The 17,541-nt window shown below is 61.7% G+C and carries 13 protein-coding genes; 6 read left to right on the forward strand and 7 right to left on the reverse strand.

Annotation, left to right across the window (positions count from 1 at the left end):
* Window positions 1–55 precede the first annotated feature (55 nt).
* The 3 genes from mmsA to C8264_RS04795 all read left to right on the forward strand — a co-directional run bounded on the left by mmsA (window position 56) and on the right by C8264_RS04795 (window position 3,588).
* Entirely contained in the window at window positions 56–1,588 is a 1,533-nt protein-coding gene (gene mmsA, locus C8264_RS04785; protein ID WP_108459812.1) for a multiple monosaccharide ABC transporter ATP-binding protein, read from the forward strand.
* A complete protein-coding gene (gene mmsB / locus C8264_RS04790; RefSeq protein WP_108459813.1) occupies window positions 1,585–2,865 on the forward strand; it encodes a multiple monosaccharide ABC transporter permease in 1,281 nt (426 codons plus the stop codon). Before mmsA ends, mmsB begins: the two co-directional genes overlap by 4 nt.
* 192 nt (window positions 2,866–3,057) lie before the next feature.
* The gene (locus C8264_RS04795) at window positions 3,058–3,588 is read left to right on the forward strand and encodes a thermonuclease family protein (RefSeq protein WP_108459814.1); all 531 of its coding nucleotides are present in this window, start codon (window positions 3,058–3,060) and stop codon (window positions 3,586–3,588) included.
* 241 nt (window positions 3,589–3,829) lie between these two features.
* Here C8264_RS04795 and C8264_RS04800 read toward each other — a convergent pair whose 3' ends face one another.
* The 7 genes from C8264_RS04800 to C8264_RS04830 form a co-directional block, all read right to left on the reverse strand.
* Window positions 3,830–6,943: an efflux RND transporter permease subunit gene (locus C8264_RS04800; protein ID WP_108459815.1), complete on the reverse strand. Its 3,114-nt coding sequence runs from the start codon at window positions 6,941–6,943 to the stop codon at window positions 3,830–3,832.
* Window positions 6,944–6,957: 14 nt separating this feature from the next.
* Window positions 6,958–8,100 carry an efflux RND transporter periplasmic adaptor subunit gene (locus tag C8264_RS04805; RefSeq protein WP_162783462.1) on the reverse strand — a complete coding sequence of 381 codons (1,143 nt, stop codon included), beginning with the start codon at window positions 8,098–8,100 and terminating at the stop codon, window positions 6,958–6,960.
* 125 nt (window positions 8,101–8,225) lie between these two features.
* Window positions 8,226–9,059, reverse strand: a complete 834-nt coding sequence (sseA, locus tag C8264_RS04810) for a 3-mercaptopyruvate sulfurtransferase (protein WP_108459817.1) — start codon at window positions 9,057–9,059, stop codon at window positions 8,226–8,228.
* A 106-nt stretch (window positions 9,060–9,165) separates the two neighbouring features.
* Window positions 9,166–10,221 (reverse strand): ABC transporter ATP-binding protein, encoded by a 1,056-nt coding sequence (locus C8264_RS04815; protein WP_108459818.1) that lies wholly within the window; start codon window positions 10,219–10,221, stop codon window positions 9,166–9,168.
* A gap of 3 nt (window positions 10,222–10,224) precedes the next feature.
* Window positions 10,225–11,016 carry an ABC transporter permease gene (locus tag C8264_RS04820; RefSeq protein ID WP_108459819.1) on the reverse strand — a complete coding sequence of 264 codons (792 nt, stop codon included), beginning with the start codon at window positions 11,014–11,016 and terminating at the stop codon, window positions 10,225–10,227.
* Window positions 11,013–11,891, reverse strand: coding sequence for an ABC transporter permease (locus C8264_RS04825; protein ID WP_108459820.1), 879 nt, complete (start codon window positions 11,889–11,891; stop codon window positions 11,013–11,015). The genes C8264_RS04820 and C8264_RS04825 overlap by 4 nt, the downstream gene beginning before the upstream one ends.
* 138 nt (window positions 11,892–12,029) lie before the next feature.
* Window positions 12,030–13,148 (reverse strand): ABC transporter substrate-binding protein, encoded by a 1,119-nt coding sequence (locus tag C8264_RS04830; RefSeq protein WP_108459821.1) that lies wholly within the window; start codon window positions 13,146–13,148, stop codon window positions 12,030–12,032.
* A 322-nt stretch (window positions 13,149–13,470) separates the two neighbouring features.
* Here C8264_RS04830 and C8264_RS04835 point away from each other — a divergent pair, with 322 nt between their 5' ends.
* The 3 genes from C8264_RS04835 to C8264_RS04845 all read left to right on the forward strand — a co-directional run bounded on the left by C8264_RS04835 (window position 13,471) and on the right by C8264_RS04845 (window position 17,537).
* Window positions 13,471–14,736, forward strand: coding sequence for an imelysin family protein (locus C8264_RS04835; protein WP_108459822.1), 1,266 nt, complete (start codon window positions 13,471–13,473; stop codon window positions 14,734–14,736).
* Window positions 14,737–14,961: 225 nt separating this feature from the next.
* On the forward strand, window positions 14,962–16,473 hold the full coding sequence (locus tag C8264_RS04840; RefSeq protein ID WP_108459823.1) for a di-heme oxidoreductase family protein: 1,512 nt from the start codon (window positions 14,962–14,964) through the stop codon (window positions 16,471–16,473).
* Window positions 16,473–17,537, forward strand: a complete 1,065-nt coding sequence (locus C8264_RS04845; RefSeq protein ID WP_108459824.1) for an imelysin family protein — start codon at window positions 16,473–16,475, stop codon at window positions 17,535–17,537. Before C8264_RS04840 ends, C8264_RS04845 begins: the two co-directional genes overlap by 1 nt.
* The last annotated feature ends 4 nt before the right edge of the window (window positions 17,538–17,541 follow it).

Genomic DNA, 17,541 nt, shown 5'->3' on the forward strand with positions numbered 1-17,541 from the left:
AAATCTGGCGGGTGGCACGATTACCCGTCAGAGGCGCCCATCAAGGCGAGAAAATATGAGCGAAACAATTCTGGAGATGCGTGGCATCACCAAGACCTTCCCCGGCGTGAAGGCGCTTTCGGACGTGAACCTCAATGTTCGCGAAGCCGAAATCCACGCCATAGTCGGGGAAAACGGGGCTGGTAAATCCACCCTGATGAAGGTGCTCAGCGGGGTCTATCCCTCGGGCAGCTATGAGGGAGAGATCCTCTACAAGGGTGAAGAACAGCACTTCAAATCGATCAGCGATAGCGAGCACAAGGGCATCGTCATAATCCACCAGGAACTGGCGCTAGTGCCGTTGCTCTCGATTGCCGAGAACATCTTCCTGGGTAATGAGCAGGCCAAGGGCGGCGTGATCGACTGGGACGAAACCCGGGACGGGGCGCGCAAGCTGCTGCGCATGGTCGGGCTGTCCGAAGACCCCAATACACTGGTGACCAATATCGGCGTGGGCAAGCAGCAATTGGTTGAGATTGCCAAGGCGCTGAGCAAGGAAGTCAAACTCCTGATCCTGGACGAGCCCACTGCATCGCTGTCCGAAAAGGATAGCGCGGCGTTGCTGGACCTGTTGATGGAATTCCGCAAGCAGGGGATTACCTCGATCCTGATCAGCCACAAACTGAACGAGATCTCCAAGGTTGCCGACCGCATCACGGTCATCCGTGACGGTCGCTCGATCGAGACGCTCAACAAGGAAGATATTTCCGAAGACCGCATCATCACCCTGATGGTAGGCCGCTCGCTGGATGACCGCTACCCGGTCCGGGAGCCGCATGTCGGGGAAGTGGTATTCGAGGTCAAGAACTGGAACGTTTTCCACCCCCAACACCGAGACCGTCAGGTCATCAAGAACATCGACATCAGCATCCGCAAGGGTGAGGTTGTCGGTATTGCGGGGCTGATGGGCTCGGGGCGTACGGAATTCGCCATGAGCATCTTCGGGCGCTCCTATGGCCAAAAGATCACGGGCGATGTGTTCCTGCACGGCAAGAAGATCGACACGTCAAGCGTGGAAAAGGCCGTTGCACACGGCCTGGCCTATGCCACCGAGGACCGCAAGACCTTCGGGCTGAACCTGATAGACCACATCAAGCACAACACGACCATTGCCAATCTCAAGGGTATTTCGAACGTCGGCGTCATCGACGACATGACCGAGATGGACGTGGCCAATGAGTACCGCAAGAAGACCAATATCCGTTCTTCGAGCGTCTACCAGATCACCGGAAACCTGAGTGGCGGCAACCAGCAAAAGGTCGTGCTCAGCAAATGGCTGTTCGCCAATCCGGATGTGCTGATCCTGGACGAGCCGACGCGTGGCATCGACGTCGGCGCAAAGTACGAAATCTATACAATCATCAATCAGTTGGCCGCCCAGGGCAAAGCCGTGCTGGTTATTTCGTCGGAAATGCCCGAATTGCTGGGCATCACCGACCGCATCTATGTAATGAACGAAGGCCGCATCGTGGGCGAAATGCCGACCGGCGAGGCGAGCCAGGAACAAATCATGCGCGCCATTGTTCGCGCTGAAGGAAAGGCATCATGACCACTGAAACCGCCCAGCCGGGCATTACCGCGACCGGCCAACCGGTCAATGTGCAGCAGCTTACCGTTCTTGGGGCGCTCAAGGCCAATATGCGCGACTACGGGCTCCTGCTCGCGCTGATCCTGATCATGCTGTTCTTCCAGTATTTCACCAATGGCGTGCTGTTCAAGCCGGTGAACCTGACCAACATCATCCTGCAGAACAGCTATATCATCGTGATGGCCTTGGGCATGCTGCTGGTGATCGTGGCCGGGCACATCGACCTCTCGGTCGGTTCGGTGTCGGGCTTTATCGGCGCTTTGGCGGCCATGCTGATGGTGGGTTGGCGTTTCCCGCCCGAGTTGGCATTCCTGACCAATCCCTTCGTCGCGGGGGCTATCTGCCTCGTGGTCGGGGCAGCGATCGGCGCGGCGCAAGGCTATCTGATCGCCTATCACAAGATCCCCAGCTTCATCGTGACGCTGGCCGGCATGCTGATCTTCAAGGGCTTGTCGCTGGCGATCTTGGCCGGCAAGTCGGTCGGTCCGTTCCCGGCGGAATTCCAGCTGCTGTCGGCAGGCTTTATCCCCGATGTCATCGGCCCGACGACGCTGGTCGCGGCCAGTGAGGGCGTCCAGCCCCTGGTGCTGCATACCACAACGGCCGTGCTGGCGCTCAGCGGTGTCGTTGTCATGGTGTTCATGGCAATCCGTGGCCGGGCTCGCCGTCAGGCTCGCGGTTATGAAACCGAACCTTTCAGCCTGTTCGTCGTCAAGAATCTGGTGATCGCCGCGCTGGTGCTGTTCTTCAGCTACATGCTCGCATCCTATCGCGGCCTTCCCAACGTACTGGTCGTGATGGCGCTGCTGATCGCGGTCTTTGTGTTCATCACCAAGCGCATGACATTTGGCCGACGCATCTACGCCCTGGGCGGCAACCTCAAGGCGGCGGCGCTTTCGGGCATCAAGACCGAACGGCTGACTTTCTACGTGTTCGCCATCATGGGTGCCCTTGCGGCACTGGCGGGCATGATCTATGCCGCACGCCTCAATTCGGCGACCCCGAAGGCAGGTCAGGGCCTGGAACTGGACGTGATCGCGGCCGTGTTCATCGGCGGCGCTTCGGCACTAGGCGGCGTCGGCGCCGTGGCCGGCGCGGTCATCGGTGCGTTCATCCTGGGCGTGATGAACAACGGCATGTCCATCATGGGTATCAACATCGACCTGCAGCAGATGATCAAGGGCGTGGTGCTGCTCGCAGCCGTGTTCTTCGATCTCTACAACAAGAACCGCGCTTAGCCATAAGGTTAGGATTGAAATAAAGAAGCCGCCGGGGAAACCTGGCGGCTTTCTTGCGTGCGATACATACTGCCGTCTTGGCCACAGGTTGTTATGGCTGCAGGTCTACGGCCTCTTCCGTTGTTTGGTGTTTTATTCCAAGGTCTGTGTATGGCCGCGGCTTAGAGGTGCCGGAGCGCAACGGAGTGTGGCATGAGGCTGTTTCGGATACTCTTGCGGTTGTTTTCCGGGAAGAGAAAACGAACGTCTTACCGGAGGAGGCCTCGCTCTGCCGAAATAGCCCCGCAACCAGAGCGCCGACCTCGAATTGTTCCTGAGACAAGCGTCAGAATAGATGCGGTATTGCAAGGCCGATGCTGGGTTATTGATGGTGACACTATCGTTCTTGGCAAGGTTCATCTGCGGCTTGCTGGAATTGATGCGCCTGAGCTTGATCACCCATGGGGTCAACAATCGAAGTGGGCGCTGGTAAAGCTATGCCAAGGGCAGACCGTTACAGCGCATATAAAACCTGAAATGTCGTATGACCGTGTGGTGGCGGAATGTTTCCTGCCTGACGGGCGCGATCTGGCCGCCGAACTTGTCAGTTGCGGACTAGCGCTTGACTGGGCGAAGTTCTCGGGTGGCAAGTACCGGCATCTCGAACCTGATGGTGCTCGGCGAAAGCTGTGGCGGTCGGACGCCCGCCAGCAAGGCAGGCTGCGTCCGCCCAACCCCAACTAACCCATGCCGTCCCGTATGTCGCATAGAAATGGGATCACGCAGCAGACCTCATCCTGAGTTTGCCGAAGGACGAGGGCGTGGCACCAGAGCCTCCACTCGCTCGACCTCGTGGTTCGGCAAGCTCACCGTGAGGCTTCCATAACTCTTCGACTGAGGCCCATCAAACGCGACGTGCTGTAGGTGAATGCCAACCAGCCCACAAACAGACTGACAGTAGAGCTGCGGGTCTCATCGAATTACACTACTCCGCCGGCTCCGCAATACCGTTGGCGGCGTCGAGTTCGCGTTCGAGGCGGGCTTCTTCTTCCGCTTTGGGGGTGGAGAAGCGGGCGAGAAGGAGATAGGCGACGGGGGTGAGGTAGAGGGTCGAGATGGCGGCGAAGCTGAGGCCGCCGACCATGACCCAGCCGAGAGCCGCGCGGGCTTCGGCGCCCGCGCCCTTGGCGAGCACCAGGGGCAGGCCGCCCAGGATGGTGGCGATCATGGTCATCATCACGGGCCTGAGGCGAATGTTGGAGGCTTCCTCGATTGCCTCGCGGACGGAGCGGCCCTGGTCGCGCAATTGGTTGGCGAACTCCACGATCAGGATGCCGTTCTTGGCCATGATGCCGACCACGAGAACGAGGCCGATTTGGCTGTAGATGTTGAGGCTCCCACCGGTCAGCAGCAGCGCATAGAGCGCGGCTGCGACGCCGAAGGGCACCGTGGTCATCACGATGACGGCGCTCCAGACGCTTTCAAACTGCGCGGCGAGCACCAGCAGGATGATCACCAGCGCGAAGCCGAAGGTGATGAAAAGGCCATTGCTGGCTTCGCCAAGCGTCTTGGCTTCGGAGAGCGGAATGATCGAGACGCCTTCGGGCAGCAGGGGCCGGGCAATGTCGAGCATGATGGAATAGGCGTCACCCAGGGCCAGTTGGCCATCATCGAGGCCGGCAGTGACCGGAACCGAGCGGCGCTGTTCCTCCCGGCGCAGGGAAGGGGGCACGGCGGATTCGGTGATGGTGGCGATGGTGGACATGGGCACGTAGCGCCCGTCACCGGCCTGTACGAAGAGTTGTTCGAGATCGCGCGGATCGTTGACCGGGTTGCTGGTCGAGACCATGCGCACGGTGTAGCTGGTGTCGTTGATGAAGACGTTGCCGACCTCGCTGCCATCGATCATGGCCTGCATGGTGGAGCCGAGACCATTGATGTCGATGCCCAGATCGTCGGCCCTGGCCCGGTCGATGCTCAGGGTCAGCTGGGGTTGCGTCGTGTCGTAATCGACGCTGACGCGGCCAAAGCGGCCGTCTTCGTCGAGGAGGTCCGCGATGTTCTGCGCGGTTTCAGCAAGCACGGTATAGTCGGGGCCGACCACGCCGAACTGCAGGCCGGAGCCACCGCCGCGAATGCCCAGGCTGTTGCCCTGGCGTACGGAAGCGCGCACGCCGGGAACCTGGGCCATCAGGGCCGTGATATCGTTGGCAATTTCCTGCTGTGTGCGCTCGCGTTCGCCCCAAGGCGCCAGGGTCATGATCAGTGCGCCGCCCGTGCCGAAGCCGGACAGCACGAACATGGACTCCACTTCGCCGCTTTCGACGAAAGGCTGGAGCATGGTTTCGACGGTGGTGAGCTGGGTGCGGATATAGTCGAGGCTGGCTGTGCTCGGGGCGCGAATGCTGAGGGAGATCTGCGAGCGATCTTCAGGCGGGGTGATTTCCTGGCGCAGATTGCCATAGACGAAATAAGACGAGGCGGCGAACAGCAGCGCGATGAGGATCACGACAAACGGGTTGGCGAGCGCGATGTGCAGCGTGCGGCGATAAACTGCAGCGAGGACACGGCCAATCGCCCCGATTATCCCGCCGGTGCCATGGTGGCCTTCCTTGAGCAGGCGTGAGGCGATCATGGGGCCGATGGAGAGAGCGACCACGGAGGAGAGCAGCACCGCTATCGCCAGGGTGAAGCCGAATTCGCGGAACAGGCGACCGCTCTGGCCTTCTAGGAACGAGAGCGGAACAAAGACCGCAGCCAGCGTCAGCGTGGTGGCAATGACGGCGAAGAAAACTTCCTGAGTGCCGAGTACCGCGGCGGCGCGTGGACCAGCGCCCATGGCTTTTCTGCGGACGATGTTCTCGAGCACGACGATGGCGTCGTCAACCACGAGGCCGGTGGCGAGCACCAGCGCGAGGAGTGTGATGATGTTGAGCGAAAAGCCCGCCAGATAGATGCCGGCTACCGCACCCAGCAGGGCAATGGGCATGGACAGCGCGGGCACAATGGTGGCGCGCCAATCGAGCAGGAAAAGGTAGATCACCGCGACCACCACGATCAGCGAGACCATGAGCGCGATCTCGACTTCGTGCAGGGCGCCATCGATAAAGACAGCGTCGTCGCTCGAAACCTTCATGGTGACCCCTGCAGGCAGGGTCTCGTTGAGGGCCTCGACGGCGGCATGTACGCCTTCGGAAATCTCGATGGTGTTGGATTGTGCCTGGCGCACGATGCCAAGGCCAATGCCGGGCTCGCCGTCCGAACGTAGCGCGGAGGTACTGGCGGCAGCGTCGAAAACGACGGTGGCGACGTCGCCCAGAAGCGTCAGGCCGTTGATAATGATGTTTTCGAAGTCTTCGGGCGTGGTGACTTCGGAAATGGCGCGGACTGTGATGTTCTGGTTGGGACCGTTGATCGAGCCGGCCGGGGTGTCGAAGGCGATGGTCGCGAGGGCGTTGCGAATATCGGCGACAGTCAGGCCGAGGCTTGCGAGCTTGACCTGGTTCACGTCGATCTCGAACGCGGTGTCGCTGGTGCCATAGACCTGCACTTCGGCAACGCCCGCTACGGCGCCGAGACGTTCGGCAATGACATCTTCGACGAGCTCGCTCAACTGTGCGACCGAGAGCGTATCGGAGGTGACCGAAAGCTGCATCACCGGTTGGGCGTCGCTGTCGGCCTTGAAGATCGTGGGATCGTCTGCATCGTCGGGCAGATCGCGCGTGGCGCGGCTAAGGGCGTCGCGCACATCCGAAGTGGCGGTGTCGAGATTGGTGCCGTCGGAGAATTCCAGAGTTACGCGGCTTCGCCCGGTGGAGGAACTCGAGGAAATGGCGGTGACGCCCTGCACGCGGGCCACGGCGCCTTCGACAACGGCGGTGATCTCGCGGTCGACGGTTTCGGCGGCGGCACCGGTGAAACTGGTGGATATGGAAAGGACCGGCTGCTCCACGCTGGGAAGTTCGCGTACTTCGGCGCCGAGAAGCGCTGCGAGCCCCGCGACAATGATCAGGGCGTTGATGACAACCGCCATGACCGGGCGGCGCACGAACAGCGCTGCCAGGGTTCCACCGCGTTCGTTTTTCTGGGCGATAGACATGGCCTGTTCTCCGATCAGGGGGCGGTGGCGGCTTGAGTGGCCGCGCCGTCGGGACCGGAAAGCAGGGATACCTCGTCGCCTTCGCTCAGTTGCAGGATGCCCTCGGTGATGATGGGTTCGCCTGCCGCGAGATCTGCGCGGACGAGCACGCCATCGCTATTGCGCTGAACGATTTCGGCCATGACCTTGGTGGCCTTGCCCGCAGCGTATTTCCAGACATAGGAACCTTCGGCCGACCACAGGATCGCCAGCGGATTGACGGCTGGGTATTGCTCGCCGGGGAAGGCCAGGGAGACCGAGAAGGACATGCCGGCGCGTAGCCGGTTGCCCTCGTTGGGAATCTCCGCCCGCACCTGCAGGGTGCGGCTGGCAGGGTCCAGGCGATTGTCGACGGCATCGACCTCGCCGGTAAACGCGCTGCCCGGGATAGCGACGGCGGAGACGGTGACGGGAGCGCCGGGGGCTATGGCGGCGGCGTAGCGCTCGGGAACCCAGAAATTGACCAGGATTGATGAAGTGTCATCGATGGTGGTGACGGCGGTTTGCGCGGCGACGTAGTTGCCCGGCGTTACCTGGATGAGGCCGACAGTGCCGGCAATCGGGCTTGCGATCGTGCGGCGGGAGAGGGCGACTTCTGCGGTACGCAGCTCGAGATTGGCTGTGTCGGCGGCCAGTTGGGCTGCGGTCAGCGTGGTGGTGGCAACAAGGCTGGAGCTGGCCATGCCCTTGGTGCGGGTGAGGGTAGCGTTCGCGTCGTCGGCGGCGAGCTTGGCGCGATCATAGGCGATCTGTTCGGCTTCGGCGTCGAGCCGAGCGACGATGTCACCGGCGGCAACTACCTGGCCGGGGTGCACAAGAACTTCATCCAGCGTGCCGCCGGAGGGTGAGGTCACCGTGACAGAACGGATGGCGGTACCCTCGCCAATGGCGCGCAGGTCGGCATTGATCGTCGCCATGGTGACTGGCGTTGTTACCACGTTGGTTTGCCGGGCAGCACGTCCACCGGGGGCACGCGCACCGGGGCGCTGGGCGGATTGTTCAGCGCCAGCCGGTGCGAATGGCAGGGTGATGCCATAGTTGGCGAGCGTGGCTGTCGCGCCGGGCACAAACAGCACCCAGGCGACGACAGCGGCCGCCAAAACAAGAATAGACGCCACCAATTGCCGTAACAAACGCCGAACCTCGATTACCGATGAGAGGGAGCCAGATAAACCGGCGATCCGCACGACTCTAGCAGCGGAGCGCCTTCCTGCATCTTACAATCTGGTAAGGCACGATAAATTTACGACATGATCTCGGCGTCGGGCCGGGCGCCCCATTCGGCCCAGGAGCCATCGTACACCGCCACGTCCCAAGCCCCGGCGAGCTCCAATGCCAGTGCAAGGGTCGATGCCGTGATGCCGGAGCCGCAGGAGGTAATAACCGGCCCGGTGAGATCGAGACCCCGGTCCGTGAGCAGTTGCCGAATTTCATCGGGTGAACGCATCTGGCCCGCGTCGGTGAGCAGGGAAACCGGCACGTTTAGGCTGTTGGGAATGTGGCCGCTGCGCAGGCCGGCACGCGGTTCCGGCACTTCGGCATGGAAACGCGGGGCGGGGCGGGCATCAGCGATTTGCGCCAAGCCGTCCTGGCTGCGGGCGCGCACCGTTTCGAAGTCGGCGACCCTGTGGGAGTCGAAATTGGGTCGGAAAATCTGGGGCGGATAGGTGACGAGACCAGCTTCGGTGGGGCGACGCTCGGCACGCCATTTGGGGCCGCCACCGGCCAGGATGCGAACATCTTGCGCGCCCATGGTGCAGAAGGTCCACCAGACGCGGGGTGCGGAAAAGAGGCCCAATTCGTCGTAGATGACGATTGTCATGGCCTCGCTGATGCCCAAGGCGCCGACCATGCGGGCGAAGTCGCTGGGCGATGGGAGCATGTGCGGCAGGTCGGTGCTGGTGTCGGCGACGCCGTCGATGTCGAAGAAGACAGCGCCGGGAATGTGTCCGGCTAGGTATTCGGCTTGTGCGTTGCGCGTTGCATTGGGCATGTGCCAGGAGCCGTCGAGGACGACGACGTTGGGGTCGTCCAGATGGGCGGCGAGCCAGTCGGTGGTGACGAAGGGTGTATCCACGGCGTGTCGCTCCTGCGGTTTTGCAAGCTTTGGTACGCCGGTCCGGGGTTGGGCGGCAAGAGGGATGGGTAGGCCGGGCTTTAAGGTTGGAATGCGGTGTTTAGCGTCAGAGGACGAGGAGGTCCTTGCTGGCGAGGCTGATGGTGACAGGTTCGCCGCGGGCGGGTGGCGCGGTGCGTTGGTCGTTGAAGGTGTCGAGGCTGACTATGTTCTGGCCGAGGGCGACGCGGAGGCGGATGACGGAGCCGAGGAATGTTACGTCGGCTATGGTGCCGGTGAGGGTTATGTCGTTGCCGTCTCGGGGGAAGGTGGACAGCACTTCGGGGCGCAGGGTGAGCGTGACGGCGGAGCCGGTGGCGGCATCGGTCGGCAGAGTGGGAACGGTCGCGATCTGACCATCGATGGAGACAGTTTTGGTTGCGGCTTCGAGCACCGTCGCTTCGATGTTGTTGAGCTGGCCGACAAAGCTCGCGACGAAGCGGGTGGCGGGCTTGTTATAGATTTCGTGCGGTGCGCCGAGCTGTTCGATGTTGCCGGCGTTCATCACGACAATGCGGTCCGATATGGACAGCGCCTCTTCCTGGTCATGGGTGACGAAGACGGTGGTGATGCCCAGATCAAGCTGGATGGCGCGGATTTCCTCGCGCAGAGATACACGGATTTTGGCGTCGAGCGCCGAGAGGGGTTCATCGAGCAGGAGCATGCGCGGGCGCGGCGCGATGGCGCGGGCGAGGGCGACGCGCTGTTGCTGGCCCCCGGATAACTCATAGGGGTAGCGCTTTTCATAGCCGGCAAGACCGATGAGCTTGAGCATTTCCTCGATGCGGGCGCGCCGCTGCTCGGCGGGCATGCCGGCAATTTTGAGGCCAAAGCCGATATTTTCGCCCACGTTGAGATTGGGGAACAGCGCATAGGCCTGAAACACCATGCCCAGCTGGCGCCGGTTTGGCTTGAGGCCGGTAATGTCCTGCCCGTCCACGGTGATGGAGCCCGAAGTGGGGCGCTCGAAACCCGCAATCATGCGCAGAATAGTCGTCTTGCCACAGCCGGAGGGGCCGAGCAGGGAAATGAACTCGCCCTTGTCGAAGGCGAAGCTGACGCCCTTGACCACGGTGTTGTTGCCGAAGGACTTGGTGAGGTCGTTGACTTGGATAAAGGCCATTGGTCAGTCAGTCCTGGCGGAGGTGCGGGGTGCGAAGCGGCCGAGCACGTTGATCATGCCCATGGCGCCCCAGGTGATGATGAAGGAAATGATGGCCAGGGCCGCCGGCTCATAGGCCCGGTTGGTGCCGATATTGACGAGGTAGGGACCGAACGCGGGGCGGTTCAAAAGGCTGGCGATGGTGAATTCGCCGATGACGATGGCAAAGGTCAGGAAAGCGCCGGAGAGGATGGCCACCAGAATATTGGGCAGGATGATCTGGCCAATGATCTGCACCTGGTTGGCGCCCATGATCTGGGCGGCTTCGGTTAGCGTGCCGATGTCGATGGTGCGCATGCCATTGTCGACGGCGCGGTACATATAAGGCAGGGCGAGCGTGACATAGGCACCGGTGAGCAGGATATCGGTGCCGAGAGCAGAGCCGGTGAATGGAATGATCGAGCTCGAATTATAGAGCCGGATATAGCCATAGACCAGGATCAGCGCCGGGATGATGAGCGGCAGGAGCGTCACGAATTCCATGAACGGGCGCAGCCATGGCATGCGCAGGCGCACGAAGTAGACGGCCGGGACGACGACCAGCACGCCTACCACAATGGTGACGAGCCCGATCGCCACCGAGTAGCCGAAGCTGGCGTGGAAGCGCGGATCGGCGAAGACCGAGGCATAGGCATCAAAGCTATATTCGCCCCGCCGCATGCGTAGTGAGAACTCGAAGGTGGCGATGAGCGGGACGATGAAATAGGCGGCGCCAAGAGCGAAGACGAGCCAGGGCCAGAGGCGGCTGGTCTTCATTTCATCCACCTCTCGGCGCGGCTGGCGACGATGAGATAGATGACGTTGGCGAGCGAGGTGATGACGATCATGCCCAATGCGAGGGCGGCGCCCAGACCGGGGTTCTGCAGGGCATCGCCGCGGATCTGATTGTAGAGCAGCACGGTTACGATGTTGAGGTTGGAGCCGGTGAGGGCCCAGGCGGTGGCGATGGCGCCGAAGGCATTGGCGAACAGCAGGCTGAGCGTGCCGAGAAAACTGGGCCAGAGGATCGGCAGGCCGACATAGCGCCAGAACTGCCATTGCGATGCGCCGAGCATCTGGGCGGCTTCGTTCCACTCCTTCTTGAGGCCATCCACGGCGGGCGCAATGGTCAGCATCATCAGCGGAATCTGGAAATAGAGATAGGTGAGGGTCAGGCCCCAGAAGCTCAGAAGGTTGAATCCCGAGCGATACATGTCGAAGCCGAAGACCGTGCGCAGGATGATGGTGACGAGGCCGAGACGGCCCAGCGTGGCGATGAAGGCAAAGGCCAGGGGCACGCCGGCGAAATTGGAGGCGACCCCAGAAAAGGTCATGACTGCAGAGCGCAACCCAGCGGGCAGCCGGCCGCGAATGATGGCGAGGGTGATGGCCAGGCCAATCAGCGCGCCGAAAATGGCGGAGGCGCCGGAAATGCGGATGGAAATCCAGTAGGCGGCGAGGATCTGATCGGTGAACAGGCCGACTATGTTGTCGAGGGTGAAATTGCCCTGGCGGTCCGTGAAGGCGCCGCCGACCAGCGACAGGGTGGGCAGGAACAGGAACATCACAGCGAAGATGATGAAGGGTGCGACCGCGAGGTAGTCCCAGGGAATGCGGCGGGGTGGCGTGCGAGGTGATGTGGTGTCGGTCATGTCGGCGCCTTAGCAGCCCTCACGGTGAGCCCGTCGAACCACGAGGGCGTGGCACGATCCAGCCACGACCTCGTCCTTCGACAGGCTCAGGATGAGGTCTGTTGAAGAGGTCGTGGCTGGCCTGGTCATGAGTTCAAGTTACTGAATGCTCGCGCCCACGGTGGTGTCCCAGCCGGTGGTGATGGTGGTCTTGTTGGCGTTCTGCTCCTCAATGGTGGGGAACACGGCCTTGGCGTAGTTTTCGGCGGCTGGCAGCTTGGCCATCAGATCGTCGGGAAGAACGCCGGCTTCGGCCATGGCGTTGAAGCGGATCGGGTGGCAATAGCCTTCGAGCCAGCCGAGCTGGCCTTCGTCGGAATAAAGATATTCCATCCAGAGCTTGGCAGCGTTGGGGTGTGGCGCGTGGGCCGAGATCGCCTGCACGTAGACGCCGGCGACTACGCCATCGGACGGTACAACCACGTCGATCGGCGGGTTGCCGTTGAGGTTGTCGCGGGCGGCGAGGAGGTTGTAGTCCCAATTGATGGCGATTGGCGTAGTGCCCTGGGCGATGGCGGCGGCTTCAGCATCGACGGGGACGAAATTGCCTTTGTCGTTGAGCGCCTTGAAGTATTCGAGACCCGCCTGGGCGCCCGTGGCGGCGTCGGCGCCAGTGGAAAGGCCAGCGGCGTAGACGGAGAGAATGGCGTTGTTGGCGGTGCGCGGATCACCAGCCAGGGCTACGGAATTGGCGTATTCGTCCTTCATCAAATCGGCCCAGGTCTGGGGATCGTCGCCGGTGATGATGTCCTTGTTGATGCCGAAAGCCAGCACGCCGTAATAGTCGCCATACCAGAAGCCATCGGCATCCTTGGCATCGTCGGGGATCTCGTCCCAGGTGGAAACCTTGTAAGCCTGCAGCAGGCCCTCATCCTTAGCCTGTGGGCCGAATGCGAGGCCGATATCGAGCACGTCGGGCGCTTGCGGACCGGTATTGCCGATATTGGCGCGGACGGCTTCGAGCTCGTCGGCGGAGCCCGCATCGGGATTGAGTTCGTTGATGGTGATGCCGGGATACTTGGCCTTGAAGCCTTCGATCACGCCGCCATAATTGCACCAGGAGTGGGGCAAGGCGATGGTGGTGAGCTGGCCTTCGGCCTTGGCGGCTTCGTAGAGCGCGTCGAGATCGGCCTGGGCGAAAGTGGGGGCAGAAACGGCAAACACGGCAAACACGGCAAGCATCGAAACCGATGCAGCAAGAGCGTTCTTGATGGACATCTTCAATCTCCCTGATTGTTCGTTCGCGAGCGCCCGTTGCAAGGCTTCCCGGCGAACTGGCGCGACGCAGTAGAGAGGCGATACGACAATGCGATGACGGCAGCCGCCCCGAGGTGGCAGACACACTCGCCGACATTTCAACCGGTTACGATAACCCGCTTCCCCCCTGCACCCCTCCAGTTGCAAATGTGACAGTGCCCGTTTGTGACAGCTTCGTCCAGATGGTCGAAAATAGCTCCATCGTGCCATTCCGCCTGGCATCTGCATTGCTTTTTTAAGATGACTGTCGTAGTCCGCTTTTGTGATTTCCGGAGGATGGTCCATGGTATTGTTAGGTAGGCGCGCACTGCGCAGCTTTGTTATCGCACTTAGCTTGTCGGTTTCCCCAATTGCGGCTTTGGCCCAGGCGCCGGCAGATGCCGATGTGCTGAGCAATTACGCCGATATCGCGCTGGCGGGGTACGAGGATTCCCTGCTCACCGCCCAGGCGTTGGACCAGGCGATCGACGCGCTGATTGCCGATCCAGGCGAGGCAACGCTGACGGCGGCTCGCGAGGCCTGGAAGGCAGCGCGCGTTCCATACCAGCAGACCGAGGCATTCCGGTTCGGCAATCCGATTGTCGATGAGTGGGAGGGGAAGGTGAATGCCTGGCCCCTGGACGAGGGGCTGATCGACTATGTCGACGCCAGCTACGGCACAGAAAGCGACAGCAATGCGCTCTATGTTGCCAATGTGATTGCCAATCCGAACATCACCATCGATGGGGCCGAGCTGGACGCTAGCGAGATCACGCCAGCGCTGCTGCAGGACAATCTACAGGAAGCCGCGGGCGTCGAATCGAACGTGGCCACGGGCTACCACGCGATCGAGTTTCTGCTGTGGGGGCAGGATCTGAACGGGACCGGTCCCGGCGCAGGCGAGCGGCCGTTTACCGATTATTCAACGGCAGAACATGCGGATCGGCGTGCAGCCTATCTCAAGGCGGCTTCAAGCCTGTTGCTCGATGATCTCGAGGAAATGGTCAGTAACTGGGAATCCGATGGAGCCGCGCGGGCGGCACTTGAGGAGCAGGGTATTTCTACGATCCTGACCGGCATGGGCTCGCTGAGCTTTGGTGAAGTGGCAGGCGAGCGCATGAAGCTCGGTTTGCTGCTGCACGATCCGGAAGAAGAGCATGATTGCTTCTCCGACAATACCCACATGTCCCATTTCAACGACGCGATCGGCGTGCAGAATGTCTATCTCGGCAAGTACACGCGGGTGGACGGGTCGGTCGTGGAAGGCCCATCGCTGTCGCAGGTGATTGCGGCCAAGGATGAGGCGCTGGATAGCGAGATCAAGGGCCTGCTGGACGACACCGTTGCCAAGATGAACGTGATGGTCGAGCGCGCCGAGGGTGGCGAGGCTTATGACCAGCAGATTGGCGAGGGCAACACGGAAGGCAATGCCGTCGTGCAGGGGGCTATCGATGGTTTGATTGCGCAGACGCGCGGGATCGAGCGGGCGGTGGCGCTGCTAGAGCTGCAAGATGCGGTTACGATCGAGGACAGTGACTCGCTGAGCAATCCAGACGCGGTTTTTGAGTAGGCCTCGGGCTTCCTACAACGGCGGTGTCACTTTGGCCTTGGGGTTAAGTGTTTGGTTTTAGCCTCGTCGTCATTCCCGCGAAAGCGGGAATCCCACTTTTTGTGCCGAAGGGAAGTGAGATTCCCGCCTTCGCGGGAATCACGCGGTGAAATTGAAAAGGCCAGCTCAAGGCCGGGACGACATCGGGGTTGTTTTGAAAACAGCGCAAGGCGATAGACTCGCGCCATGAAAACCCATCTGACCATTGTGCTTGTTGCCTTGCTCGTCGGGGGATTGGCTTTTGCGCAGGATGGGACCGTGCGGGGTGACCTGACGCCGGAGGATCTGGCGCGGGTGATCGCGGCGACGCGGCCGGCGACGGATTTCTCCAAGCCCGAGGCGTCGGAAAACCGGCCGGCGGGGAAGGGGACGACGCAGTTTGCTCCCAATGCGAATTCGTTTTCGCACTTTCTCGATAATCTCAGCTTCGAACAGGAAGAGCAGTTCAAGCTCGGCAATGCGTTGTTTCGCAAAATCTGGGTGAGCTCGCCCAGTTCCACCCAGGCGTCGGACGGGCTGGGGCCACTGTTCAATGCACGGGGCTGCCAGAGCTGCCACATCAAGGATGGGCGGGGCCATCCTCCGTTTGCGGGTGAAGACGAAAGCGCGTCGATGTTCCTGCGGCTGTCGGTGCCGCCGGGCGAGACGGAAGAGCGGCTGGCAATGGACGGGGTCATCGCGGGCGAGGTGGGCGATCCGGTCTATGGCACGCAATTGCAGGATTTCGCGGTGCCGGGCCTCCAGGCCGAAGGGCGGATGGTGATCGACTATGTCGAGATGCCGGTGACGCTGGGCGATGGCTCCGTGGCGAGCCTGCGCCAGCCGCATTACTCGGTCGTAGACCTTGGTTATGGGCCGCTTGCGGATGATGTGATGATATCGCCGCGCGTTGCCAATCCGATGATCGGGCTGGGCCTGATCGAGCAGATCCCGGCCGAGGATATTCTGACGCTGGCCGATGCGGATGATCTGGACGGCGACGGGATATCGGGTCGAGCGAACTGGACGATCGATCCGGAGAGCGAATCGGTGATGCTGGGGCGGTTCGGCTGGAAAGCGGGCATGCCGACCATCCGCAGCCAGTCGGCGGCCGCCTTTGCCGGCGATCTCGGAATTTCGACACCGCTCGATGACCTGCCGCATGGCGACTGCACGGAGAACCAGCCCGAATGCCTGGCGCTGCCAACCGGCGAGCAGGTGCGGCTTGGCGCCACGGAAGCGCCGGACCCGGTGCTGGACTTGGTGACGTTTTATGCCCAGACGCTGGGAGTGCCGCAGCGGCGCGATGTGGGTGATGCCCAGGTGTTGGCGGGAAAGGCCGCATTTTACGAGGCGGGGTGCGCCAGCTGCCATGTGCCCAAATTTGTCACCAGCCGTGATGCCGAAAACCCGGCGCATCGGTTCCAGCTGATCTGGCCCTATTCGGACCTGTTGCTGCATGACATGGGCGAAGGACTGGCCGACCGTCGGCCGGAGGGGCAGGCGAGCGGCACCGAATGGCGGACGCCGCCACTATGGGGAATTGGGCTGACCGAAACTGTTTCCGGGCACAGCTTTTTCCTGCACGATGGGCGAGCGCGCAACCTCACGGAAGCCATCCTGTGGCACGGTGGCGAGGCGCAAGCCGCGCGCGACGCGTTTGCTGGCATGTCGCAGGCGACGCGGGACAATCTGTTGGCCTTTTTAGGATCGCTCTGATGCGCAAATTGCTTGTTGGCATGATGCTGATTTTGTCCGGTCCGACCTTGGCGCAGGAGGCACCGGGCAAGGTACTGGAGGCTGCGGTGAACCAGGTGATCCGGCCCGGTATGAGCGCGTTTGCCGAAAAGGCGGGCGTGCTGGAAGGCTCGGTCGCGGCGCTTTGCAGCGATCCATCTGCCGAGGGGCTGGAAACCGCGCATGACGCATTTGCGGACGCGGCAATCGCCTATGGCCACGTTGAATTTATTCGGATTGGCCCGCTCATGGAAGACAACCGCGCGGAGCGGTTGCTGTTCTTTCCCGATCGCAAGGGGATTGGGCTGCGGCAGGTGCAGGCCATTTTGGCGAATGAGGATGCTAGCGCCGCCGATGTCGCAAGCCTGCGGGGCAAGAGCGTCGCGGTGCAGGGGTTTGGAGCGCTGGAGTTCGTCCTGCACGGCACGGGTTTCGAGGCGCTGACGGGAGCCGAGGGGCAGTTCCGATGCCAATACGGCGCGGCTATCGCGACCAATATCTCGGATATTGCCGATGAACTGGCCTTTGCGTGGCAGCAAGAGAATGGCATTGCGGCCCATCTGATGCAGCCGGCGCCGGAATACGATGACTATCGCACGCCAACCGAAGCCTTGGAGGAGATCGTGGGGCTGGTGTCGCACGGACTTGAGGCAACGCGCGACACGCGGATCAATCCATTTATCGCCAAGGCAGACGCCGCCCCCAAGCCCAAGCTGGCGCTGTTCTGGCGCTCTGGACTGACTATGGCAATGATCCGCGCTAATCTGGAAGGCATGCGTCGGTTCATTGATCAGTCGGGTGTGGCGCGGAACGTGGCGGAGAAGGACAAGGGATTGGACAATTCGATCGCCTTTGAGTTCAGCAATGCCAACCGGGCCCTGGATTTGGTGACATCACCAGTCGAACAGGCGGTGGAGGATCCCAAACAGGTACAGGCGCTACACTATCTGGTGCTGGTGACGGGATCGCTGCAGGCGCAGGTGGGCGAACAATTGTCCGCAGCCCTGGGTCTGAGCGTCGGCTTTTCCTCTCTGGACGGAGATTGACGGT

It is taken from the genome of Devosia naphthalenivorans (genome assembly GCF_003056355.1).
Classification (GTDB): Bacteria; Pseudomonadota; Alphaproteobacteria; order Rhizobiales; family Devosiaceae; genus Devosia; species Devosia naphthalenivorans.

Excerpts from the sequence above, each read along its gene's own strand:
- C8264_RS04830 (WP_108459821.1), bottom strand. The coding sequence starts at position 13,148 with ATGTCCATCAAGAACGCTCTTGCTGCATCGGTTTCGATGCTTGCCGTG.
- C8264_RS04840 (WP_108459823.1), top strand. The coding sequence starts at position 14,962 with ATGAAAACCCATCTGACCATTGTGCTTGTTGCCTTGCTCGTCGGGGGA.
- C8264_RS04835 (WP_108459822.1), top strand. The coding sequence starts at position 13,471 with ATGGTATTGTTAGGTAGGCGCGCACTGCGCAGCTTTGTTATCGCACTT.
- C8264_RS04800 (WP_108459815.1), bottom strand. The coding sequence starts at position 6,943 with ATGTCTATCGCCCAGAAAAACGAACGCGGTGGAACCCTGGCAGCGCTG.
- C8264_RS04825 (WP_108459820.1), bottom strand. The coding sequence starts at position 11,891 with ATGACCGACACCACATCACCTCGCACGCCACCCCGCCGCATTCCCTGG.
- C8264_RS04820 (WP_108459819.1), bottom strand. The coding sequence starts at position 11,016 with ATGAAGACCAGCCGCCTCTGGCCCTGGCTCGTCTTCGCTCTTGGCGCC.
- mmsB (WP_108459813.1), top strand. The coding sequence starts at position 1,585 with ATGACCACTGAAACCGCCCAGCCGGGCATTACCGCGACCGGCCAACCG.
- C8264_RS04815 (WP_108459818.1), bottom strand. The coding sequence starts at position 10,221 with ATGGCCTTTATCCAAGTCAACGACCTCACCAAGTCCTTCGGCAACAAC.
- C8264_RS04845 (WP_108459824.1), top strand. The coding sequence starts at position 16,473 with ATGCGCAAATTGCTTGTTGGCATGATGCTGATTTTGTCCGGTCCGACC.
- C8264_RS04795 (WP_108459814.1), top strand. The coding sequence starts at position 3,058 with ATGAGGCTGTTTCGGATACTCTTGCGGTTGTTTTCCGGGAAGAGAAAA.
- mmsA (WP_108459812.1), top strand. The coding sequence starts at position 56 with ATGAGCGAAACAATTCTGGAGATGCGTGGCATCACCAAGACCTTCCCC.